The sequence below is a fragment of the Rhizobium sp. 862_C5_N1_2 genome (assembly GCF_051811205.1).
GTDB lineage: Bacteria > Pseudomonadota > Alphaproteobacteria > Rhizobiales > Rhizobiaceae > Rhizobium > Rhizobium leguminosarum.
The window spans coordinates 2,195,369-2,218,022 of record NZ_JBPWPT010000001.1 but is presented as its reverse complement, the minus strand read 5'-3'; the positions used below and the strand labels follow the sequence as shown (position 1 = coordinate 2,218,022).

The 22,654-nt window shown below is 61.3% G+C and carries 19 protein-coding genes, 1 pseudogene and 1 riboswitch; of the genes and pseudogenes, 10 read left to right on the top strand and 10 right to left on the bottom strand.

All coding sequences use genetic code 11. The features are described from left to right. Nucleotides 1–198: 198 nt before the first annotated feature. The 3 genes from rpiA (at nucleotide 199) to ACD590_RS11170 (ending at nucleotide 1,854) form a co-directional block, all read left to right on the top strand. The gene (gene rpiA, locus ACD590_RS11180) at nucleotides 199–897 is read left to right on the top strand and encodes a ribose-5-phosphate isomerase RpiA (RefSeq protein ID WP_018445131.1); all 699 of its coding nucleotides are present in this window, start codon (nucleotides 199–201) and stop codon (nucleotides 895–897) included. Nucleotides 898–912: 15 nt separating this feature from the next. Beyond that, the gene (locus tag ACD590_RS11175) at nucleotides 913–1,476 is read left to right on the top strand and encodes a DUF2059 domain-containing protein (RefSeq protein WP_018242272.1); all 564 of its coding nucleotides are present in this window, start codon (nucleotides 913–915) and stop codon (nucleotides 1,474–1,476) included. 93 nt (nucleotides 1,477–1,569) lie between these two features. Then, on the top strand, nucleotides 1,570–1,854 hold the full coding sequence (locus ACD590_RS11170) for an acylphosphatase (RefSeq protein ID WP_026188417.1): 285 nt from the start codon (nucleotides 1,570–1,572) through the stop codon (nucleotides 1,852–1,854). A 57-nt stretch (nucleotides 1,855–1,911) separates the two neighbouring features. Here the strand turns inward: ACD590_RS11170 and ACD590_RS11165 are convergent, their stop codons facing one another. Further along, entirely contained in the window at nucleotides 1,912–2,124 is a 213-nt protein-coding gene (locus tag ACD590_RS11165; protein WP_026188416.1) for a hypothetical protein, read from the bottom strand. 188 nt (nucleotides 2,125–2,312) lie between these two features. Here ACD590_RS11165 and gor point away from each other — a divergent pair, with 188 nt between their 5' ends. Beyond that, on the top strand, nucleotides 2,313–3,698 hold the full coding sequence (gor, locus tag ACD590_RS11160) for a glutathione-disulfide reductase (protein WP_439002554.1): 1,386 nt from the start codon (nucleotides 2,313–2,315) through the stop codon (nucleotides 3,696–3,698). Nucleotides 3,699–3,871: 173 nt separating this feature from the next. On the opposite strand, the gene ACD590_RS11155 is transcribed toward gor, so the two are convergent. Next, nucleotides 3,872–5,155 (bottom strand): pilus assembly protein TadG-related protein, encoded by a 1,284-nt coding sequence (locus tag ACD590_RS11155; RefSeq protein WP_130652522.1) that lies wholly within the window; start codon nucleotides 5,153–5,155, stop codon nucleotides 3,872–3,874. A 217-nt stretch (nucleotides 5,156–5,372) separates the two neighbouring features. Between ACD590_RS11155 and ACD590_RS11150 the strand changes: the two genes are divergently transcribed. Further along, complete coding sequence (locus ACD590_RS11150) at nucleotides 5,373–6,746, top strand: class II 3-deoxy-7-phosphoheptulonate synthase (RefSeq protein ID WP_018445137.1); 1,374 nt, start codon at nucleotides 5,373–5,375, stop codon at nucleotides 6,744–6,746. A 175-nt stretch (nucleotides 6,747–6,921) separates the two neighbouring features. Here the strand turns inward: ACD590_RS11150 and ACD590_RS11145 are convergent, their stop codons facing one another. From ACD590_RS11145 to ACD590_RS11135, 3 genes are all read right to left on the bottom strand, one after another. Continuing rightward, on the bottom strand, nucleotides 6,922–8,760 hold the full coding sequence (locus tag ACD590_RS11145) for an ABC transporter ATP-binding protein (protein ID WP_439002553.1): 1,839 nt from the start codon (nucleotides 8,758–8,760) through the stop codon (nucleotides 6,922–6,924). Between the two features lie 204 nt (nucleotides 8,761–8,964). Then, nucleotides 8,965–10,695, bottom strand: coding sequence for a pilus assembly protein TadG-related protein (locus tag ACD590_RS11140; RefSeq protein ID WP_130759081.1), 1,731 nt, complete (start codon nucleotides 10,693–10,695; stop codon nucleotides 8,965–8,967). A gap of 7 nt (nucleotides 10,696–10,702) precedes the next feature. Beyond that, nucleotides 10,703–11,125, bottom strand: coding sequence for a TadE/TadG family type IV pilus assembly protein (locus tag ACD590_RS11135; protein WP_130758827.1), 423 nt, complete (start codon nucleotides 11,123–11,125; stop codon nucleotides 10,703–10,705). A gap of 367 nt (nucleotides 11,126–11,492) precedes the next feature. On the opposite strand from ACD590_RS11135, the gene ACD590_RS11130 reads away from it, so the two are divergent. Further along, nucleotides 11,493–11,891: a GFA family protein gene (locus ACD590_RS11130; protein ID WP_113542094.1), complete on the top strand. Its 399-nt coding sequence runs from the start codon at nucleotides 11,493–11,495 to the stop codon at nucleotides 11,889–11,891. Nucleotides 11,892–11,983: 92 nt separating this feature from the next. On the opposite strand, the gene ACD590_RS11125 is transcribed toward ACD590_RS11130, so the two are convergent. Then, the gene (locus ACD590_RS11125; RefSeq protein WP_026188414.1) at nucleotides 11,984–12,514 is read right to left on the bottom strand and encodes a DUF1003 domain-containing protein; all 531 of its coding nucleotides are present in this window, start codon (nucleotides 12,512–12,514) and stop codon (nucleotides 11,984–11,986) included. 192 nt (nucleotides 12,515–12,706) lie between these two features. Here ACD590_RS11125 and ACD590_RS11120 point away from each other — a divergent pair, with 192 nt between their 5' ends. Together ACD590_RS11120 and ACD590_RS11115 are read left to right on the top strand one after the other, a co-directional pair. Continuing rightward, complete coding sequence (locus tag ACD590_RS11120) at nucleotides 12,707–14,386, top strand: NAD+ synthase (protein ID WP_018445140.1); 1,680 nt, start codon at nucleotides 12,707–12,709, stop codon at nucleotides 14,384–14,386. A 25-nt stretch (nucleotides 14,387–14,411) separates the two neighbouring features. After that, complete coding sequence (locus ACD590_RS11115) at nucleotides 14,412–15,239, top strand: TolB family protein (protein WP_439002552.1); 828 nt, start codon at nucleotides 14,412–14,414, stop codon at nucleotides 15,237–15,239. On the opposite strand, the gene ACD590_RS11110 is transcribed toward ACD590_RS11115, so the two are convergent. The 4 genes from ACD590_RS11110 to ACD590_RS11095 all read right to left on the bottom strand — a co-directional run bounded on the left by ACD590_RS11110 (nucleotide 15,236) and on the right by ACD590_RS11095 (nucleotide 20,884). Continuing rightward, complete coding sequence (locus ACD590_RS11110; RefSeq protein WP_439002551.1) at nucleotides 15,236–16,291, bottom strand: 3-deoxy-7-phosphoheptulonate synthase; 1,056 nt, start codon at nucleotides 16,289–16,291, stop codon at nucleotides 15,236–15,238. The genes ACD590_RS11115 and ACD590_RS11110 overlap by 4 nt on opposite strands. 399 nt (nucleotides 16,292–16,690) lie before the next feature. Continuing rightward, entirely contained in the window at nucleotides 16,691–17,272 is a 582-nt protein-coding gene (locus ACD590_RS11105) for a hypothetical protein (protein WP_113542091.1), read from the bottom strand. Between the two features lie 60 nt (nucleotides 17,273–17,332). Then, nucleotides 17,333–19,210 (bottom strand): methyl-accepting chemotaxis protein, encoded by a 1,878-nt coding sequence (locus tag ACD590_RS11100; RefSeq protein WP_130716499.1) that lies wholly within the window; start codon nucleotides 19,208–19,210, stop codon nucleotides 17,333–17,335. A gap of 270 nt (nucleotides 19,211–19,480) precedes the next feature. Further along, nucleotides 19,481–20,884 carry an MFS transporter gene (locus ACD590_RS11095; protein WP_439002550.1) on the bottom strand — a complete coding sequence of 468 codons (1,404 nt, stop codon included), beginning with the start codon at nucleotides 20,882–20,884 and terminating at the stop codon, nucleotides 19,481–19,483. A gap of 174 nt (nucleotides 20,885–21,058) precedes the next feature. Next, nucleotides 21,059–21,246, top strand: a riboswitch (cobalamin riboswitch). A gap of 42 nt (nucleotides 21,247–21,288) precedes the next feature. Here ACD590_RS11095 and bluB point away from each other — a divergent pair. Next, nucleotides 21,289–21,975 (top strand): 5,6-dimethylbenzimidazole synthase, encoded by a 687-nt coding sequence (gene bluB / locus ACD590_RS11090; RefSeq protein WP_439002549.1) that lies wholly within the window; start codon nucleotides 21,289–21,291, stop codon nucleotides 21,973–21,975. Continuing rightward, nucleotides 21,972–22,649 (top strand): annotated as a pseudogene (locus tag ACD590_RS11085) (molybdopterin-dependent oxidoreductase); the annotation flags it as partial. The gene bluB and the pseudogene ACD590_RS11085, both read left to right, overlap by 4 nt. Nucleotides 22,650–22,654: the final 5 nt, after the last annotated feature.

Sequence of the window (22,654 nt, the reverse complement as noted above, 5' to 3'; positions counted from 1 at the left end):
TTCAGCGATGGTCGTCTTGCGGAGCGATGGATCGTCCTGAGGTAGGCGATCGCGCGGCGGAAAGCAACGTCCGGCGATGGCCGGGAAGGCCGCAGGCCTCTGTTTCGGCTTTTCATTTTCCGTGATGATTTTGACTTTCGTTTGCCAGGCGAGCCGTGTAAACAGCACATCCAACGCAATAATCGGAGCTGGCGGCGCATGGATGCCCGCGAAATGAAGATCAAGGCCGCCGAGGCCGCGCTCGCCCATGTCGAAAGCGGGATGCGTCTCGGAATCGGCACCGGCAGCACGGCGGAAGAATTCGTTCGCCTGCTGGCAGAGCAGGTCGCGGGCGGCTTCAGGGTCGAAGGCGTCCCGACCTCCGAAAGAACCGCGCGGCTCTGCGTCGAACTCGGCGTGCCGCTGAAGTCGCTCGACGAACTGCCGGCACTCGACCTGACCATCGATGGCGCCGACGAGGTCGATACGGGGCTCAGGCTGATCAAGGGCGGCGGCGGTGCGCTGCTGCGCGAAAAGATCGTCGCAGCCGCCTCCGAGCGAATGATCGTCATTGCCGACGAGAGCAAGCTGGTCGAAACGCTCGGCGCCTTCGCGCTGCCGATCGAGGTCAATCCATTCGGGCTCGTCTCGACGCGCATCGCGATCGAAAAGGTCGCGGCCCGGCTCGGCCTCTCGGGTGAACTCGCTCTGCGCCAGTCGGGTGACGGAGAGTTTACCACAGATGGCGGCCATCACATCATCGATGCATCTTTTGGCCGCATTCCTGATGCAGAGGCGCTTTCGAGCGAGCTGAATTCCATACCCGGCGTCGTCGAACACGGGCTCTTTATCAATATGGCGGCACTTGCGATCATTGCCGGTCCTGCGGGTGTGCGCACACTGCAGGCAAACAGATAACAGGAGCGTATACTCATGATGAACATTGCAGGTCTTGGCCGTCTCGCCGCTGCGACCGTCCTTCTTTCCGGGCTTGCCTTCGGCTCCGCCGTCAACGCGCAGGAAGTCTCCGAGGAGCAGCTGAAGGCGTCTCGCGCGGCGATCGACGCCATCGGCGCCACTGCCCAGTTCGACAACATCCTGCCTGGTCTCGCCGAGCGCCTGAAGGCCGGCCTGATCCAGGATTCGCCGAACTACCAGGACATCATTTCGTCGACGGTCGACGCGCAGGCGCTGGCGTTGGCGCCGCGCCGCGGTGATCTGGAGAAGGAGGCGGCACTCACCTATGCCAAGACCTTCACCGTCGATGAGCTGAAGGCGATCGCCGACTTCTACAATTCCGACGTCGGCAAGAAGCTGCTGCGTGACGGCCCGGTCGCCTCGCGCGAGACGGCGAAGGCCGCCGACATCTGGGCGCAGGGCATTTCCCGCGACCTGGAAAAGCAGAGCAACGCCGAGCTTTCCAAGGTCATCAAGGCGCCGCCGCCGGCAACCGACAGCCCGGCCGCTCCGGCTCCCGCACCGGCTGCACAGCAGTAAAGCTTGCCCATAAATTTGCGAAAGCCCGGCATCGTCCGGGCTTTTTTGCTATGATGTGGCCAATGCCGCTGGCGAGGCTTCAGGTGAATGCAGATGTCCGATCATGACAAGGCTGTCCGAGTGCGGATATCCGGCAAGGTCCAGGGTGTCGGTTTTCGCTATTGGGCGCGCGATGAGGCCGTACGGCTCGGTTTGACGGGCTGGGTTCGCAATGAAGAGGATGGGGCCGTCGTCGCTGTGATCGCAGGACCCGACATCGCCATTTCGGCGATGATCGAGCGTTTCAGGCGCGGGCCTTCGGGGGCGTCGGTTTCGCGCGTCGAGACGGAAGCAGCCCAGATTGAGAAGAACCCGACGGATTTCCGCATTACCCGCTGACAGCAACAATCGCTCGGCAGATGCAATTGGCATCGCATATGCGCCGGAACTCAGTCCCTATGGGTTCGGGTTCTTTGCAAGTTGCCACACACCGTCCTCATCCGGCTCCACGCGCTTGTTGCCGCGGTAGAAGATCGGCAGTCTCGTCTTTTTGTCGATCGAGAAGCGGCTCGGGGTGTATTTTTCGTCCTCATGGCCCTGAATGGCGAGGCCGAGCGCTTCCTTGAATTTGCCAGCCCGGCACAGATTGGCGAAGAGAGTTTGATCCATCTTTTGCTCCGGCATTCTTTTCCATCCTATGGATTGCCTGCCAGCCTTCGGCGACCGGGTCAATCGCAGCCGTTTACAATGAAGATTCGGCGATGGGAACGGGATGACGCAGGAGCGGGCTTTTGTTTTCGTGATGATCGCCCCTATATCAGGAATATCCTTCCTGCGATTCCCTTCCGGAGCTCCTTATGTCTTCCTACGACTACGACCTCTTCGTCATCGGTGGCGGTTCCGGAGGCGTGCGCGGCGCACGTGTCGCCGCCTCGCTCGGCAAGAAGGTGGCGATCGCCGAGGAATACCGCTACGGCGGCACCTGCGTGATCCGCGGCTGCGTGCCGAAGAAGCTCTTCGTCTACGCCTCGCAGTTCCATGAGCATTTCGAGGATGCAGCGGGCTTCGGCTGGACGGTCGGCGAAAGCAGCTTCGACTGGAAAAAGCTGGTGGCGGCCAAGGATGCCGAAATCGCCCGGCTGGAAGGTCTCTACAAGAAAGGTCTTGCCGGCGCCAATGCCGAGATCCTGGAAACGCGCGCAGAGCTCGTCGATGCCCATACGGTGCGGCTGCTGAAGACTGGACAGACGGTGACGGCCAAGACGATCGTGATCGCAACCGGCGGACGGCCGAACCCGCATGCAGCCCTTCCCGGCCACGAACTCTGCATCTCCTCCAACGAGGCCTTTCATCTTGAAGAGCTGCCGAAATCGATCGTCATCGCCGGCGGCGGCTATATTGCCGTCGAATTCGCCAATATCTTCCATGGCCTCGGCGTCGAGACGACGCTGATTTACCGCGGCGCCGAGATTCTGTCGCGCTTCGACGAAGATCTGAGGCGTGGGCTGCACGAGGCAATGGTCGCCAAGGGCATCCGCATCCTCTGCCACGACACGCTGCAGAAGGTTTCCAAGGGTGAGGACGGCCTCATTCTGGAGACGCTGAACAACGGCACGCTGCAAGCCGGCGTCGTCATGCTGGCGCTCGGGCGCGATCCGAACACCCAAGGCCTCGGCCTCGAGGCGGCCGGCGTCGCGGTCGACGAGCGCGGCGCCGTTATCGTCGATGAATATTCTCGCACCAATATCGAAAACATCTATGCGCTCGGCGATGTCACCAACCGGATACAGCTGACGCCGGTGGCGATCCACGAGGCGCTGTGTTTCATCGAGACTGAATACAAGAACAATCCGACCCGGCCGGATTACGAGCTGATCCCGACCGCCGTCTTCTCACAGCCGGAGATCGGCACTGTCGGCCTCTCGGAAGAGGATGCGGGCAAACGTTACGGCGAGCTCGAGGTTTACCGCGCCCAGTTTCGGCCGCTGAAGGCCACGCTTTCCGGTCGGGCCGAGCGGATGATCATGAAGCTGATCGTCGATGCGGCGAGCCGCAAGGTGGTGGGCGCCCATATCCTCGGCCACGATGCCGGCGAGATGGCGCAGTTGCTCGGCATCACGCTGAAGGCCGGCTGCACCAAGGACGATTTCGACCGGACGATGGCGCTGCATCCGACGGCCGCCGAAGAGCTCGTCACCATGTATGCGCCGAGCTATCGGATCCGCGACGGCAAGCGGCTTTGAGCCGCGACGGGCTTTAGCTTCTTGTTTTATGCATGTCGTTGACCCGGAACGGCTGCACACTTCCGGGCGCATAGAGCCCCGTGCGTCCTTCCGGACGCACAAAGGACGCTCTAACACTTTGAACCTACGCATCGTGCTTTCCGAATATCGATTCCGATATTCGAGCCGATGCATTAGCTGGTGATGCGCGGTGCCCGGATGACCTTGAGGAAAAGCGCCTTCATCGCATCGGTGATACCTTGGGTCGGCGTCACCTCGAAATAGAGGCCGGGCGAGGCGCATGCCTGCATCTTCGTCGGAATCTCGCTCTGGAAGGGGCTGATCCATTTGTTGTACCAATCGTTGCTCGGCAACGGCAGGTAGGTGGTGTAGAGCACGGCGATCTTGACGCCGCGATCCTTCAGCGGCTTGCAGAAGGAGGTGTCGATCGGTTCCTGACAGCGGCCGCCGGTCGTCTTCTTGGTGCATGTCGACGGCTTGTAGCTGTCGCCGACGCCATCGGAAACGAAGAACAGGATCTTTTCGGGGCTGATATTCGACGTGCCGTCACCGGCCGGATCGATGATGGTATTCATCTGGGTCAGGGCGCTATCGAAGCTCGTGAGCTGGTCCTGATTGTAGTTCTGGTAGGGAATGGTCATCAGGTCGACGGCGTCGGTGTAATTCTTCACCTTCGTCAGGTCGGAGGTGGGGCTGGAGATCGTCGTCAGCTTGGCGTCTTCGGCTTTGGTGCCGAAAGTATAGACGCCCATGCGAAACTGATCGCTGCTGACGCGTTCGGTCTTGGCCGTGTCGGTCAACGCCTGGGTTGCCTGGCGCACGACGTCGATGCGCATGGCGACGCCGAGACTCTTGGCGATTGTGTAATTGTTGGTGCTCTGGTCCATCTGATGGCAGGCGAAGGCGCAGCCTGTTTTGGCCTGCAGTTTCGAAACATCGGTCGCGGTTGCGCCGACGCCCATTGAAGGCGTGTTGTCGAGCAGGATGTAGAAATCCATGAAAGCGGCAGTTTGATATTCGGCCGTCGCGGAGCCCGAGATCGTGATCGAGTCCCGGCCGAGGATGCGCATGAAGGTGGTGGGCACCGTCGCGCTGAAGGAAACCTGCGAATTCAGCTTGTTGGCGGTCTTGGTGACATCGATGCCGAGGTCGACATGAACGTCGGTCAGCTCCCCGGACATCTGAGAGATGAAGATACTGCGGGCGTCGTCCTTGCCAAGCGAGATCGTGCCGTTGCCGCTCATGGTCATCGCGGCTGCGACTGCGCCGGATTTTTCGGCGATCGAACCGACGGCGGCGGCATCGGCAGCGGCGTAAAGCTGTGTCCTCAGGCTGAGCGCATGGGCGAGATCCACGGCCATGCCGGCCGCACCGAAGAGCGGCACCACCAGCAGTGCCGTCATGATGCCGAAATTGCCCGAGCGATCCGATATGAAACCGGACGGAAGGATCGCCATGCCATGTCCCCGATGTTGAACTCTTTGCGGTTCTACATTGAAAGTCTAAAATATGGGGAAATCGACATGGTATATGCGGATTTAATCAGAGAATGCCGGGCGGCGCCGGTGAGGCGACAACTGTCGGCGATTGGTCTTTGCAAGCCTGACCTAAAGGTCTATAAGCCGCCGCATATTGAGGCATCCTAAGGTATGGATGTGAGAACGGGTGAGTGAGATGGCAGACAATTGGACCCCGAGCAGCTGGCGGCAAAAACCGATCCTGCAGGTTCCCGAATATCCCGACGCAGCCGCTTTGGCGGCAACGGAGGCCACGCTCGCCAGCTATCCGCCGCTCGTCTTCGCGGGCGAGGCGCGCCGCCTGAAGAAGCATCTTGCCAACGTCGCCGAAGGCAACGGCTTCCTGCTGCAGGGCGGCGACTGCGCCGAGAGCTTTGCCGAACACGGCGCCGACAATATTCGCGACTTCTTCCGCGCCTTCCTGCAGATGGCGGTCGTGCTGACCTTCGGCGCTCAGCTTCCAGTCGTCAAGGTCGGCCGCATCGCCGGCCAGTTCGCCAAGCCGCGTTCGTCGAATGTCGAGAAGCAGGGCGACGTGACGCTGCCCGCCTATCGCGGCGACATCATCAACGGTATCGAATTCACCGAGGAGTCGCGCATTCCGAACCCGGAGCGCCAAGCCATGGCCTATCGCCAGTCGGCCGCGACGCTGAACCTTCTGCGCGCCTTTGCGATGGGCGGCTACGCCAATCTCGAAAACGTCCATCAGTGGATGCTCGGCTTCGTCAAGGACAGCCCGCAGGGCGAGCGCTACCGCAAGCTCGCTGACCGCATCAGCGAAACCATGGATTTCATGAAGGCGATCGGCATCACCTCGGAAAACCATCCGAGCCTGCGCGAGACCGATTTCTTCACCAGCCACGAAGCGCTGCTGCTCGGCTACGAGGAGGCGCTGACCCGCGTCGATTCCACGTCGGGCGACTGGTATGCCACGTCAGGCCACATGATCTGGATCGGCGACCGCACGCGCCAGGCCGACCATGCGCATGTCGAATATTGCCGCGGCATCAAGAACCCGATCGGCCTGAAATGCGGCCCGTCGCTGCAGGCAGACGATCTGCTGCAGCTGATCGACATCCTGAATCCGGCCAATGAAGCCGGGCGCCTGACGCTGATCTGCCGCTTCGGCCATGAGAAGGTCGCCGACAACCTGCCGCGCCTCATCCGCGCCGTCGAGCGCGAGGGTCGTAAGGTCGTCTGGTCTTGCGATCCGATGCACGGCAACACGATTACGCTCAACAATTACAAGACCCGTCCCTTCGAGCGGATCCTGTCGGAAGTCGAAAGCTTCTTCCAGATCCACCGCGCCGAGGGCACGCATCCGGGTGGCATTCATGTCGAAATGACCGGCAAGGACGTGACCGAGTGCACGGGCGGCGCTCGCGCGGTTTCCGCAGAAGACCTGCAGGACCGCTACCACACCCATTGCGATCCGCGCCTCAACTCCGACCAGGCGCTCGAACTCGCCTTCCTGCTTGCCGAGCGCATGAAGGGCGGCCGCGACGAAAAGCGCATGGTCGCGAACGGCTGAGACTACAGCGCCGGGCGTCTGAAAAGACGCGCAAAGGACGCTGTAGCACTTTGATTGCTGCATAATTTTACCCTTAAATCGATTCCGATTTGAGGAATTATGCGGTAGCCCCAAATGGATGAAGAAAAGCCCGGTGATGCCGGGCTTTTTTATGCTGCGAAGGTGGAACTGGCAGTCAGATGCTGGCTTGGACGCTGTGCAGGTTCGCGTAGACGCCGTCTTGCGCCATGAGCTCATCATGGGTGCCCTGTTCGACGACGCCATCAGCCGTCAGAACCAGGATGCGGTCGGCGTGGCGGACGGTCGACAGGCGGTGGGCGATGACCAGGGTGGTTCGGCCGTTCGCCAGGCTGAGCAGTGCCTGCTGTACCGCCCGTTCGCTCTCGTTGTCGAGCGCGCTGGTCGCTTCGTCGAAGATCAGGATCTCCGGATTCTTGAGGAAGGCCCGGGCGATGGTGATGCGCTGGCGCTGGCCGCCCGAGAGCTTGACGCCGCGTTGGCCGATATCGGTGTCATAGCCATGGGGCAGGGCAATGATGAAGTCGTGCGCATTGGCGGCGCGCGCGGCCGCTTCCAGCTCGGCATCGCTGGCGTCGGGCCGGCCGTAGCGCAGGTTTTCCGCCACTGTGCCGGCAAAGAGGTAGACATCCTGCTGTACCACCCCGACATGGCGCCGGAGCGAGGCCAACGTCACCTCGCGGATATCGGTGCCATCGATGCGGATCGTCCCTGCTTCGACATCGTAGAAACGCGGGATCAGCGCGCAAAGCGTGCTTTTGCCGACGCCCGACGGGCCGACCAGAGCGACGAACTCACCGGGCGCGATGGTGAGCGACAGCTGCTCGAGCACCCGCGGGCCATCGGCCTCGTAGCCGAAGGCGACATCGGAAAAACTGATCTCTCCCCTTGGCGGCGGCATCGGACGCGCGGCCGGTCGATCGGTGATATCGGGGGCAATCTCCAGGATCTCCATGGCCCTGATGAAGCCGGTGTAGCCCTCCTGCCAGAGGCGCACGAAATTGGCGAGCCGCTGCACCGGATCGACCAGCACAGCGACGCAGAGCAGAAAGGTCAACATGTCGGGGACGGTCAGTTCCGCCGTCAGGATGCGCAGGCCACCGACGACGATAACAATTATCGTGATGAGCTGGGCGAAGGTTTCGGTACCGACCGAAAACCAGGCTTCGCTGCGGTAGCCCTCGGCGCGGCTTTTGAGGAAGCGTCGGTTCTGCTCGGCGAAACGTTCCTTCTCCAGCGCCTCGTTGGCAAAAGACTGGACGACGCGGATGCCGGCAAGAGCATCTTCGACGCGCTCGTTGACGGCGGCGATCTGCCGTTTGCTGGCTTCGAGCGCGCGGTTCATACGCCGGTTGAAATAGAGCGCATAGGCCACCGCCACCGGGGTGAGCAGCAGGATCAGGGCTGCCAAGGGCGGATCGATGAAGAACAGCACCAGCATGGCGCCGCCATATTTCAGCACGGCGATGGAAAGATCCTCGGGGCCGTGGTGAAAGAGCTCACCCAGCCACAGGCTGTCATTGGTGATGCGGCTCATCAGCTGGCCGGTGCGCTGGCGGTCATAGAAGCTGAACGAGAGCTTCTGGCAGTGCTCGAATAGTTCCTGCCGCACCGTGGCCTCGATGCGGGCGCCCATGACGTGGCCGCGGTAGTCGACGAAGAAGATGGCGATAATCTGGACGGCCAGAACGGCGAGCATGATGCCGCCCATGGCAAGGATTTGTCCGAAGGCCTGCGGCGCATCGGGTAGAGCCAGAAGCCGGCTCGTGACGACATTGGCGCAGAGCGGCAGGGCGACCGCCGTGCCAGCGACGAGGATGGCACAAAGCAGATCCGCCAGCAGCAGAGGCAGATGCGGGCGATAGTAGGAGAGGAATTTGTGCATGCGCGACCAGCGCCGCCCACGGTCGGCGGAAATCGGATGATCGCGAAGGAGGTTTACGAAGGGGTTATGGCGTCGCGAGTTTTTCCTCGCACGGGAGAACCGAATGTTCATGAAGCTGAGTGTCCTTGTGGGGGATGTTTCCTTTCTGTTTGGACAGGTTCGCTCTCATGTCAGTCTCCTGAGGTTGATTGAACCCTCAGTATCGCCGACAACCGCCGCCGATTCAATGCAGCGATGGGACGAGGTTGGCGGGTGTTGTCGACAGGCAACAGATTCCCGCTGCAATTTGACCAGGTACGGGCGATGGAAGGGGTCTTATTGCACCAGCACCGATTGCTGGCAGCGTACGTCAGTGACGCGCACGTCGGCTTCGCCGACCTTGATGCCGAGCAGCGTCAGGAGGTTGAAGAGCAGCTCGTCAATCGGCTTGGTCAACCCCGTGAGTGTATCGGCGACGGCGCTTTGCACCACTGTTTTCGATAGGCCGATGCCGAGGCCGAGAATGCTGACCTGGATATCGGTCTCCTTCACCAGCGACGCCATGGCAGAGGTCAGCGTGTCCTTGGTCGAAACGTTCTTGATGGTCTTTGCCGCGATGTCGGCCGGCTGGAAGGTCAGCTTGGTCTTGCTGAGATTGGTCAGGTTGACATGGGCGAGGCCGGAGACGCTGAGCAGCGGCGCGTTCATCATCGTGGCGCGGCTGACACGCGGCGCGCTGCCGAAATTGACGAAGGCGTTAGGATCGACGTCGCCGAGCGACAGTTCCGCGACGCCGGGCACGACATCGACGCCGACGCTGGCGTTTCTGGCGCCGCCGCCGAGACAGGAGATGCTCGCAAGCTTGGCCTCGGCATGGGCGACTTCGAGATAAAGGGGCACGCGCACCTTCAGCCCGGCAAGCGAATTGGCGCCGAGCGCCGAAACATCGAGAGCCAGGCGCACCTGTGCGGTGCGGACGGTGGCGCCGGTGGCGCCGATCCCGTTCGAAGCGGCGTCCTTCGGCATCTCGCCGATCGCAAGCGTCAACTTGACCGTGGCAAGTCCAGGCACGGAGCCGTTGAGATTGGCTGCGACCTGCTTCTCCTGGTTTGCCGCAACGGCTGCCGCCGAAACAATATCCATCACGCTCGCCTCGGCCGAGAGGTGAGAACCGCTGCCGATGAGGCGCTCGCCGGCCGGGCCGAGGTTGAAGAGATCCTCGAGCCTGATCTTGACCTGCGAGGTGCCGAGCGCCTTTTCGATCGCGTCGAGCGCCTTGGTGACGGTGAGTGTCAGGCCGCCGGACTTGCCGAGCGTTTTCAGCAGGCGCGGATAGGAGATGTCGGTTGCCAGCAGCTCGTCATAGGTGCCGGCGGTGAGGTTGAGATCGGTCGCCAGCATATCGAGGAAGGGGAGCAGCTTGATATCGGCTGACGTGAGCGCCTCGTAATCGGCGACCTTCAGCGAGAGACTGGTGCCGAGCAGGCTGCCGAGCAGCGTGTTCAGCACGCCGCCATTGAGGCTTGCCAGCCGCGAGCCGATCGAGAAGGCAGCGAGTTTGGAGGCCGAGGCGGTGCCGACCGCCCTGAGGTTGGGAGCGGCGGCGAAGGCGGTGGCGAAGATCAGCTCCGCCTTCTGAGTGATGCCGACCTTGACGGCGTCATAGGGCTGGATGCCGGCGGCAAAACGGCTGCCGAGCGGCACCGAGGCATCGGCGAGATAGGTGCCGGGAGTGAATTCGGCGACGGCGTCGAATTGCTTGAGATCAGCCGTTGCCGGCAGCGAGCCCGTCTTCGTCGCATAACCCGTGTTGGTGCGGACGGCGATGTTGACGCCGTTCTGATCGAAATTGGCGACGAGGTTGTCGGCGGCGTGGCTGATGTCGGCGGCGGCGACGATGGCGCCGATATCGCTCAGCTGCTGCAGGCGGCGCTGCTGCAGCGTCATCATGCCGTAATCGACGCCCAGGCCGAGCGAATAGAGGATGAGCGGGGCTGAGATCGCTGCCATGATGGCGATATTGCCTGATGCATCGGTGGCGAAGCGGCTCAGGCGGGCCCCGAACATCGGCATCTCACAGGCCTCCCATCCGGATGGTCGCGAAGCGCCGGATCATGTGGTCGGGCAGGGGAAAGGTGTAGAGGTTCCAGATCGGCAGGTTGACGGTGTCATATTCCGCCGTCACGGTGAACTGGTTGGCATTGCCGGGGTCGGTGGTAACGGTGACATGCAACTTGCTCTTTTCGAGCAGCGGATGGTCGATGGTCGACTGGCTGATGAAATCATCGACCAGCTGCGATCGCTCCTGGCTGGTCATGCCGGCAACGGCGGTGCGCGCGGCATCGGCGGTCAACTGCTGCACTGCATGGGATGCGCTCAGATAGATGCCGTAGGCGATCATCGTCAGTACCACCAGAAGGAAGAGCGGCGCGACAATGGCGAATTCGATTGCTGCGGCGCCACGTTCGTTCGAAGGGAAACGTTGGAAAATTCTCATTTTTCACCTCGCAGGCTGACCGTGCAGAGTATCGATCAACGGTTGTGACACTAGAGCCGTGGAGGTTAATTTTGGATTATCTAATAAACGTTTTGGATGTATTAGATTATTATGAAGTTCCTTTGTTTTGTTAGGAAAATAGCATTTTATTGAGGAATTTTCTTTATGTTGCAACCTATGGTGTGTTTCCGTGTTGGCTCGGGAGGTGCGCGCATAAGGAAATGCTACTTCCTGCTCCGTGCCGAAGTGTTGGCGTGATTGGCACAGGGCCGGCGGCCTTCAAGATTCCTGATGGTTCGTTCAGGGAAATGGATTTGACGCCGGAGCAGATCGGCGGCAACGTTCCCTTGGAAACAGCGGGGCGACGATGACCGAACAGCATACAGGCGGCTGCCTTTGCGGCGCCGTGCGATTTTCAAGTACGGCAAAGCCCGGACCTGTCGTCGGCTGCCATTGCTCGCAATGCCGCCGGCAGACGGGACTTTATTATGCCGCGGTCAATGTGGCGCGCGCGGCTCTTTCGGTGGAAGGCACTGAAGCGGTCCGCTGGTACCGGTCGAGCGAGGAGGCGCAGCGCGGCTTCTGCTCGAATTGCGGCTCCGCGCTGTTCTGGCAGGCGGACGGTTCGGCGGAGATTTCGGTCATGGCTGGCGCCTTTGACACGCCGAGCGGCCTTGCCTTCGGCCATCATATCTACTGCGCCGACAAGGGCGATTTCTACGAGATATCGGACGGCTTGCCGCAATATGCGGTGAATCCGACTTAAAGGGCGTCGCATTGGATTCATGCGACGCCCTTTAGGTCGTTATCTGATGCATGTTGTTATCCCCACCGCTGCACACTTTTGGGCGACATGCATTAACCCTTGGCGGCAAGCGCGGCGCTGAGGCGGGCCACGTCCTCGCGTAGCCCCGTCAACTCGGTCAGTACATGCATGTCGATCTTCTGATGCAGGGAGAGCACTTCGAGCTCGGCCTTGAGATTGACCTCGTAATCCTTGGCGGCCTCGAAGCGGTCGCGCTCGGCCTGACGGTTCTGCGACATCATGATGATCGGCGCCTGGATGGCGGCGAGCATCGACAGGATCAGGTTCAGGAAGACGAAGGGATAGGGGTCGAAGGCGCCGCTCACCAGAATGATGGTGTTGATCACCGTCCAGGCGACGAGGAAGACAAAAAAGGCGATGATGAAGGACCAGGAGCCGCCAATGCGGGCGATGCTGTCGGCGATGCGCTCGCCGAAGGAGGCGTCGGCTGAGAAGGCGGCGTTGACGTCGGTCGAGATGACCTTGCGTTCGTGCGCTTTCGCCAGCACGCGCTTTTCGACGTCGCCGAGTTCGTCGGCCGGCTTGTCGAAATGATGGTGCACGAAGTCCGAAAGATTAGACATTGCCTGTTTCCGATGCCGGTTGTCGATACGGTCGCTTTCGGCGCCAGTATTCCGCTCCGCTAACAAATTGCAATGCGTATCGATGCCGCGCTGCGCCATGCGCGATCCGTTCATAAAAATTTCGTCGTCGCGAAGTGTCGCTTTCGACGCGAACGTGTTGCGGTCGCGAAAGGCGCAGGCTAAATAAATGACATGACACAGGAAAACGCTCTTTCTGATATCTTCCGCATCGCCATCGGCCAGCTCAACCCGACGGTCGGCGATGTCGCCGGCAATCTCGCCAAGGCGCGCGAGGCGCGTATTGACGCGGGCCGGGAGGGCGCGCATCTGCTCGTCCTGACCGAGCTTTTCATCTCCGGCTATCCGCCGGAGGACCTAGTGCTGAAGCCCGCCTTCATCCGTGCCTGCTGGAAGGCGGTCGAGAGCCTGGCTGCCGACACTGCCGATGGCGGACCGGGCGTCATCATCGGTTTTCCCAGGCAGGACGCGACCGGGCGCTACAATTCCGTCGCCGTGCTCGACGGCGGCAAGGTGATTGCGGTGCGCGACAAGATCGACCTGCCGAATTACGGCGAGTTCGACGAGAAGCGGGTCTTCGACCAGGGTGCCATGCCGGGGCCGGTGAATTTCCGCGGCGTGCGCATTGGCATTCCGATCTGCGAGGATATCTGGGGCGATCTCGGCGTCTGCGAGACGCTGGCTGAAAGCGGGGCTGAAATCCTGCTGTCGCCGAACGGTTCGCCCTATTATCGCGGCAAGGTCGATATCCGCCATCAGGTGGTGCTGAAGCAGGTGATCGAGACCGGGCTGCCGCTGATCTATGCCGCCCAGCTCGGTGGCCAGGATGAACTCGTCTTCGACGGCGCGAGCTTCGCCTTCAATGCCGACAAGTCGCTCGCCTTCCAGATGAGCCAGTTCGAAACCGCGCTGGCGGTGACGACATGGAAGCGCGGCGACAGCGGCTGGCACTGTGCCGAAGGGCCGATGGCGCATATTCCAGAGCGCGAGGAAGCCGATTACCGCGCCTGCCTGCTCGGCTTTCGCGACTACGTCAACAAGAACGGCTTCAAGACCGTCGTGCTCGGCCTTTCCGGCGGCATCGACTCGGCGATCTGCGCGGCGATCGCCGTCGATGCACTTGGCGAAGAGCGGGTGCGCACCGTCATGCTGCCTTACCGCTACACCTCCGAGGATTCGCTGAAGGACGCGGCCGATTGCGCCAAGGCGCTCGGCTGCCGTTACGATATCGTGCCGATCGAACAGCCGGTGACGGGTTTCAGCAGCGCGCTCGCCAGCCTTTTCGAAGGCACGGACAGTGGCATTACCGAAGAGAACCTGCAAAGCCGGGCGCGGGGCGTCATCCTGATGGCAATCTCTAACAAGTTCGGCTCGATGGTGGTGACGACGGGCAACAAGTCGGAAATGTCGGTCGGCTACGCCACGCTCTACGGCGACATGAACGGCGGCTTCAACCCGATTAAGGATCTCTATAAGATGCAGGTCTATGCGCTTTCCCGCTGGCGCAACGAAAACGTACCGCCGGGTGCGCTAGGGCCGTCTGGCGAGGTGATCCCGCAGAATATCATCGACAAGGCGCCTTCGGCCGAGCTTCGTCCCGACCAGAAGGACCAGGATTCGCTGCCGCCCTATCCCGTTCTCGACGATATTCTCGAATGCCTGGTGGAGAAGGAAATGGCGGTCGAGGAGATCGTCGCGCGCGGCCATGATGTTGCGACCGTCCACCGGGTCGAGCATCTGCTCTATCTCGCCGAATACAAGCGGCGGCAATCGGCGCCGGGGGTAAAGATCACCAAGAAGAATTTCGGTCGCGACCGGCGCTATCCCATCACCAATCGGTTCCGGGACCGCTGAGACCATGGAAATATCGGGAGGAAACATGCGCAGCTCGGTCGAGATCTACAACGTCAAGACGGGCAGGGCCCGCGAGGTCTGGCAGACGGAGAAACTGGTCGAGGCGCCAAATTTCTCGCCCGATGGTTCCTACCTGCTCTTGAACGGCGACGGGTTGCTCTACCGGTTGCCGCTCGATGGCGGCGAGATGGTCAAGGTCGATACCGGCTTTGCCGTCAACTGCAACAATGATCACGGCATTTCGCCCGACGGGACGAAGATTGTCATCTCCGACAAGACCGAATTCGGCAAGTCGGCGATCTATACCTTGCCGATCGAAGGCGGCACGCCGCGGCTTGTCACTCAGAACCTGCCGTCCTACTGGCATGGCTGGTCGCCGGATGGGCGCCAGCTTGCCTATTGCGGCATCCGCGACGACGTCTTCGATATCTACACCATCTCCGTCGACGGTGGTGCCGAGACGCGGCTGACGCATGGCGAAGGCCGCAATGACGGGCCGGATTATTCCGCCGACGGGCAATGGATCTATTTCAATTCCAGCCGCACCGGGCTGATGCAGATCTGGCGCATCCACCCCGACGGCACCGGGCTCGAGCAGGTGACCTCCGACAATCAGGGCAACTGGTTCGCTCATCCGTCGCCTTCGAATGACAAGGTGTTGATCCTCTCCTACGACCCCTCGGTTTTCGACCATCCGCGCGATCTCGACGTGCGGCTGCGGCTGATGGACATGGACGGCGGCAATCTGAAGACGCTGTTCGAGCTCTTCGGGGGGCAGGGCACAATCAACGTGCCCTGCTGGTCTCCTGATGGCGAAGAATTCGCCTATGTCCGCTATTTTCCGGCTGACTAGGTCCGGCGCCGCTCGCGGGCTGATTTTGCCAGATCTTCCAGCACCGCGACCGACATATCCCAGTCGATGCAGCCATCGGTGATGGACTGGCCATAGACCAGCGGCTTGCCGGGAACGAGGTCCTGGCGGCCGGCGACGAGGTTGCTTTCGATCATCATGCCCTTGATGTCGCTGTTGCCGGCGGCAATCTGCGCGGCCACGGATTTGACGACGAGCGGCTGGTTCATCGGATCCTTGCCGCTGTTGGCATGGCTGGCATCGATGAGGATGCGCGGGGCGACACTGAGCTTGATGGCTTCGCCGGTGACCGCTTCGACATCGGCCGCTTCATAGTTCGGCCGCTTGCCGCCGCGTAAGATTATGTGGCAGTCGTCATTGCCAGTCGTCGAGGCAATTGCTGCCTGGCCGTCCTTGGTGACGGCCGGGAAGTGATGCGGCTGCGAGGCTGCGAGGATGGCATCCAGCGCGACGCGAACGCCGCCATCGGTGCCGTTCTTGAAGCCGATCGGGCAGGAAAGGCCGGAGGCAAGCTGCCGGTGCACCTGGCTTTCGGTCGTGCGTGCGCCGATCGCACCCCAACTGACGAGATCGGCAATATATTGCGGCGTGATCGTGTCGAGGAATTCGACGCCGGCCGGAAGGCCCATCGCATTGATATCGAGCAGCAGGCGTCTCGCAATCCTCAACCCTTCCTCGATCCGGTAGCTGCCGTCGAGATGCGGGTCGTTCATCAGGCCCTTCCAGCCGACGGTCGTGCGAGGCTTTTCGAAATAGACGCGCATGACAATCTCGAGATCGTCGGCGAAGCGGCGTCGCTGTTCCTCCAGCCGTGCGGCATATTCCCGAGCCGCAACGGGGTCATGGATGGAGCAGGGGCCGATGACGACGATCAGGCGATCGTCTTCGCCCTGGAGGATCTTATGGATCGCATCACGGTTGCTGGTCACGGTGTCCGTGACAGTAGCATTGCGGTGAATTTCCGCGATGATATCGGCAGGTTTGGTGAGTGGGGTGATCTCGACGATACGCAGATCATCAATGGTATCAGACACGGTATGGCTCCTGTTTGGTCATACCGTGCGGAACAAAAAAGCCGCCAGGTAGACTAGCGGCTGTTCGGGTTGTCGTCGCGTCGAATTCAGTTACGCATGGACCCGCATCCGCTGAGAGCAGCGGTACCAATAAAATCCCAAGGCGTTGATTGATGTGATCGACATGGGGCGTATGTAGCGCCACGCCTGCGTGATGTCACGTAGAATTTTCTGTCCGAAAATCCAGCGCTCCGGGGGACGGCAACGGCTTCTACGGAGGGACACCCCGGCGAGGCAAGAAGCGCGTCGCACTCGATCTCGTGCATGCGACGCGCTCTAAGCTTTGTTTAAACCTGTCGCTCTAAAGATGCTCTCGGGCGACGGTCATTCGCACTGTTCTAGAAAACGCAGTTCCTGAGATCACAGGGCGTCAACGTTCACGCCGACGGTGATGGCGCCGATTGGCGTTCCCGCGTCGTCTGATATCGTGACGCTTGCCTGCGACTGGAGCGTCTGGGTCGATTCATCCTTTTCGATCTCATCGACGAAGACGGCGTCCTTGCCGGCTCCGAAGGACTTCTGGAACTTGCCCTCATCGCCCTGCCAGTAATCGGATGTGGTGTCGCTTTGACCGACATTCAGCCCCTTTGCGTCCATGACGAAGATCTCGGTGATCTTGCCGCCAGAAGCTTCTTTCTTGCCCTGAAGGAATTTCGACAGCGCATTGTTGAGCACGCCGTCGATCATGGCGTGGTCGGAGCCATCGACTTCGGCACGCCACTTCTTGTCGAGGGCGTCGATATCGGCAGCGCTGAGATTGGCGTTGGCAGCATTCTGCGCCTTGACGGCCTCGATGATGGCAGGGTCGTTCAGCCAGGGCTTTACGTCGCTCGTCACGTAGTCGGAGATCGGGGCAAGCTTGGCATCCTGTGCGAGGGATACGGCCATCGGCATTGCAAATGCGGTGCAGGCCAAAAGAAATGCGGGCACGAGTTTCTTCACAACTGTTTCCTTCCTGATTATAGGTTGTTGAGAACTAAGGCTTATCGGGCGAAGACGACGTCAGAACTCCTCCCAGGCTCCGGGAGCAGCGGCGGCAACGGCGGCATTTCCTGCATGCCGCTGCACGAAGGCTCTCGGCTCGGGACGAGATTGGCGGGTGGGTTGAACGGCTTTGGGCTGGCTTGCCGCTGACGCGCCGACGATGAACCTGCCGGCCGAGTCCTGCAGCAGGCGTCCTTGCGACAGCAGTTCGTGGCAGGCTGCGTTGGTTTCCTCGACCATTGCCGCGTTCTGCTGTGTCGTCTGATCCATCTGGTTGATCGCGCTGTTGATTTCCTGCAGGCCCGTCGCCTGTTCGCGATAGGATTGGACGATGGAAGCGATGCTGTCGCTGATGCGGTTGATCTGCTCCTCAATCTTCAGGAGGGCATCGCCGGTCTGGTTCACCAGCCCGACGCCCGCAGCAACTTCGTCGCCCGACACATTGATCAGGTTCTTGATTTCCTTGGCTGCATTTGCAGACCGCTGGGCGAGCTCACGCACTTCCTGCGCGACAACCGCAAAACCCTTGCCGGCTTCGCCGGCGCGCGCCGCCTCGACGCCGGCGTTCAGCGCAAGCAGGTTCGTCTGGAAGGCGATTTCGTCGATGACGCCAATAATGCGGCCGATCTGGCTCGACGAGGTTTGAATCCGGTCCATCGCCCCGATCGCATCACGCACCACCGTCGCCGAGACATGGGCGCTCCGCTTTGTCTCCTCGACCAACTGCCCGGCATTTTCGGCCCGTTGCGACGATGTTCTGACCGTCGTGGTCACCTCATCCAGTGCGGCGGCGGTCTGTTCCAATGCTGCTGCCTGTTGCTCGGTCCGCCTGGCGAGTTGATCTGCGGAGGTCGCCAGCTCGCTCGAGCCGGTTTCAACCGCCACGGAAGCGGTCTTGATCTCTGTCAGAGCGGCCGCGACCGCATCGACCATGTTGTTGAAATCCTGCCGCAATTTATCGAATTCGGGACCGACATCGGCCAGGTGTATCGAGAAGTCGCCGGCGGCAAGGCCTTCCAATGCATTTGCGAGAGCGTTCATGACCAGCCGTTGCGTGTTGCTGGCCTCTTCGGTCAACAATGCGTTGCGCGCCCGTTCGGCGTCGAGCGAAGCACTCTGCTCGGCAGCGGCTTGCTCTCTCTCGACCTTCGCAATCGCCTCGTGACGGAAAACTTCCAATGCTCGCGCCAGAAAGCCGATCTCGTCGCCATTTTCCCTGTAGGTGACGGGAGAGACCAGATCGCCTTTCTGCAACGCGCTAATTCGTTCGCTGATCACCCTGATGGGCCGGCCGACCAGGCTGCGCATGGCGAGAAGGAAGGCAACGACGGCCATGGCGGTGATCGCGGACTGCGTGAGCAACGAAATGAGAACTTTCTGCCTGACTTCGGAAGCGATTTTTTCGACAGACCAGTTCGTGACGATGTAGCCGGTGGCCTTGCCTGCCTTATCCAGCGGAAGCGGCGCGATGATCGTGACCACGCCGGCGGATGTTCCGCTATCATCGACAGTCGTCTTTTCCGGTTTCGCGCTGAGACGCTTCGCCAGATCGGCGGGTGCAGGCAAACCGTTGATGCCGTCGCGTGTCCACGTATCGACTGATGCCGGTTCCGCGTTGAATGCGGCAAACTGTACAAGATCGAGCGAGGGGTCGTCGCGGTAGAGCGAATAAGCCTCGCGAACGGCGTTCGCCTTCCCCCATTTCACGCCGCCGGCGGCCAGAGATGCAAACTGCTCCGCATCCTTGGACCAGTTCGCCTTGGCGCCATCGATCAACGCCCGGGTTTCGTACATCCAGGTATAGGTGGCGAAAGCGGAAATGCCGCAGAGGTTTACGGCAACGATAATCGCCGCCAGCTTGGCTGTCAGAGGCATCGTTTTCAAAAAATGGAACATTCCGCGGCGGCCTAGAATTGCGGCTCAGTCGGACATGTTCCCGACTGGCGTATCAATACGGGCATCGACGCTGACGGTCGCATCACGAGCGCTCATGCCCATGTCCTGATAGCAACCCAAAACGCGCAAACGCAGTGTGTATTTGATGTGTGAATAAATCATAAAGTAGAAACGAATGCTGAGCACACGCGTGCCATTCGCGCCTGCTGCCGCCGGCGCCGAGCCTTGCGAACCGGTGGGTGTAGCAGGGCTTCCGTGGCGTCAGGGAGATCAGCTATTTTCAGCCACGGCCTCTTCCGGCTCGACGTGCCGGCGCTTGCGGCCGCGCGCCGTCAGTTCAGCGCCGGCATCTTGGGGCAGGCGCAGGAAGGTGATGCAGGCCAGCGCCGAAATCGCCGAGACGCTGAAGAAGGCGATGTGGAAATCCGAGACCAGCAGCCTGCCGTCGTGAAAGCTGCTGGAAATTTCGAGGATGCCGCCGGCGATCGCCACACCCATCGCCATGGAGATACGCTGGGCAACGGCATTGATTGCGGTTGCCTGGCTGCTGTCGGCATCATCGACATCGCCGAAGGCCATGGCGTTGACGCCGGAGAAAGCCATGGAGCGGAACAGGCCGCCGATCAGCAGGCAGGCCATGATCAGGAACAGTGGCGTTTCGGCGGTGAACAGGCCGTTGATGCCGAGGAAGATCGCCGCCAGCAAGGTGGTGAGGGAGATCACCGTGCGGAAGCCGAAGGCATTGAAGGTGCGCGAGGCGGCGAATTTCGAGCCCATGGAGCCGAGCGCGCTGACGAAGGTGACCGAGCCCGATTGCAGCGGCGTCAGGCCGAAGCCGAGCTGGAGCATCAGCGGCATCAGGAAAGGCAGGGCGCCAAGTCCCATGCGGAAATTCGAGGCGCCGAGGATTGCCGCCCGGAACATCGGGTAACGGAACATCTTCGGATCGAGAAGCGGATAGGGCACGCGGCGGGCATGCAGGAGGTATAGGAGGCCGGCAAGGATGCCGATCGCAACGGTGACGTAACCATAGATAACGGGCACGGCCGGCAGGCTGATCACCGACAGGCCGAAGACGAAGCCGGAGAAGCCGAGGCCGCAAAGAAAGAAGCCGGGGAAATCCATCGGCCGGGGACTGCGTGGCTCAACCGCCGGCAGGAAACGGGTGACGAGGATGATGCCGAGCACGCCGATCGGGACGTTGATCCAGAAGATCCAGTGCCAGGTGAGGTAGGTGGTGAGGAAGCCGCCGATCGGCGGACCCATGATCGGACCGATCAACGCTGGAATGGTGAGCCAGGCCATGGCATCGACGAGTTCGTGACGCGGCGTTCCCCGGACCAGCAGCAAGCGGCTGACCGGCGTCATCATCGAGCCGCCGGCGCCCTGGATCAGGCGTGAGATGACGAAGGCCGTGATCGAATTGGAAAAGGCGCAGGCGATCGAACCGATCATGAAAACGAAGATCGCCATGCGGAAGATGTTGCGTGCGCCGAAACGATCGGACATCCAGCCGCTGATCGGGATGAAGATCGCCAGCGCCACGAGATAGCTGGTAACGGCGAGCTTCAGCGCGATCGGCGAGGTGCCGATATCGGCTGCGATCGCCGGTAGGCTGGTGGCGATCACCGTCGAATCCATCTGTTCCATGAACAGGGCGACCGCAAGGATCATGGGCGTGAGGCGGGGCACGGGCAACCAAAGTGCAAAGAGAAAAAGTGCGGCGCCATGGGCGTCGGTCAGGATCGGTTTGTTTCTAAGGCAGCGATGCGCCTCTGTCCATGAAGTCGATGTCGCATGCAACGTGTCGGCGGTATGAGGGCCGGCTTGCCGCCGCCGCGCTTTCCTGAAATAGATGCGCCGTCAGGTGCCCGCCGTCCAGGCGGGAGAATCGGGAATCCGGTGCAAAGCCGGAACGTGCCCAACGCTGTAAGGCTGACGCTTGCCGCTTCATCACGCCACTGGCTTTTTGCCGGGAAGGCTGCGGCAGACGGATGACGCCGAGTCAGAAGACCGGCCTGGCTAGATAGACCGATCCGCGCGGACGGCGGGGCGGTTGCGTTGTTGGGGATTTGACGATGCGACCCTTTGATGATGATGCCCTTTCGGCGGCGTCCGGTTTTTCCTTGGCCGAACGCGAGGCCGTCTATCATGCGATCATGACGCGGCGCGACGTTCGCAGCCAGTTCCTGCCCGATCCCTTGCCGGATGACCTTGTGCAGCGGCTGCTGACGGCTGCCCATCATGCACCCTCCGTCGGCTTTATGCAGCCGTGGAATTTCATTCTGGTGAAAAGCGCAACCGTGCGGGCGCGCGTCCGGGATGCTTTTGCGAGGGCCAACGAGGAGGCGGCGCTGATGTTCGAAGGCGAACGGCGGCAGGCCTACCGCTCGCTCAAGCTCGAAGGCATCGTCGAGGCGCCGCTCGGCATATGCGTGACCTGCGATCCTACCCGCAGCGGCAGCGTCGTGCTGGGGCGCACGCACAATCCCAGGATGGATAGCTATTCCACAGTCTGCGCCATCCAGAATCTCTGGCTTGCGGCGCGGGCGGAAGGGGTCGGGATCGGCTGGGTCAGCATCTTTCATGAAAGCGACCTGAAGAGCATTCTCGGTATACCCCAGCATATCGAGGTGGTCGCCTGGCTCTGTGCCGGTTTCGTCGACCGGCTCTATGACGAGCCGGAACTGTCCGTCAAAGGCTGGCGGCAGCGGCTGCCGCTCGAGGAACTCGTCTTCCATGATGGATGGGGACTGAACACCTAGAGGTCGTCTTCTTCGGCACCGACAAAGGCGAGGTCACGATTCGCGACATCAAGATGCAACAGAACTTCGCTCGCAGCATGTCGCTCGCAGACGCGATGAACCCCGACAATCTGCTCTGCTACGAAATGAACGGAGCGACCCTGCCTGCCCCCAACGGTTTCCCGCTGCGGCTGATAACTCTGGGCTGGTACGGGATCGCCAACGTCAAGTGGCTGAAGGGCATCGAGGTTCGCGACACCCGCTTCATGAGCCTGCTGATGGGCCGCGACTATGTCACCATCCGGGAGGAAGAGCACAAAGGCGAGACCGTGCGGGCCGAGACCTCGGTCGGCCGGGCCTTGCTGAAATCCGCGCCCGCCAAGGTCACGCGCAACGACTCGGGTCACCGGGTCGTCGGCGCAGCCTGGGGTGCACCGATCGACCGGGTCGAACTGAAAATTGATCAAGGGCCCTGGATGCCGGCAGTCATCGATCACAGCGAGGAGGCCGAATACGCCTGGAAGATTTGGTCACTGGATTGGCCAAATCCCTCGCCTGGAGAACACACGGTGACCTCGCGCGCGATCAGTACCGCAGGGCAAATTCAACCGGCGATGGACGATCCCTTGATCGCCAAAAAGCACACATACTGGGAAAGCAATGGCCAGGTGACGCGCCGCATCCGCATCGTTTGAGAAAC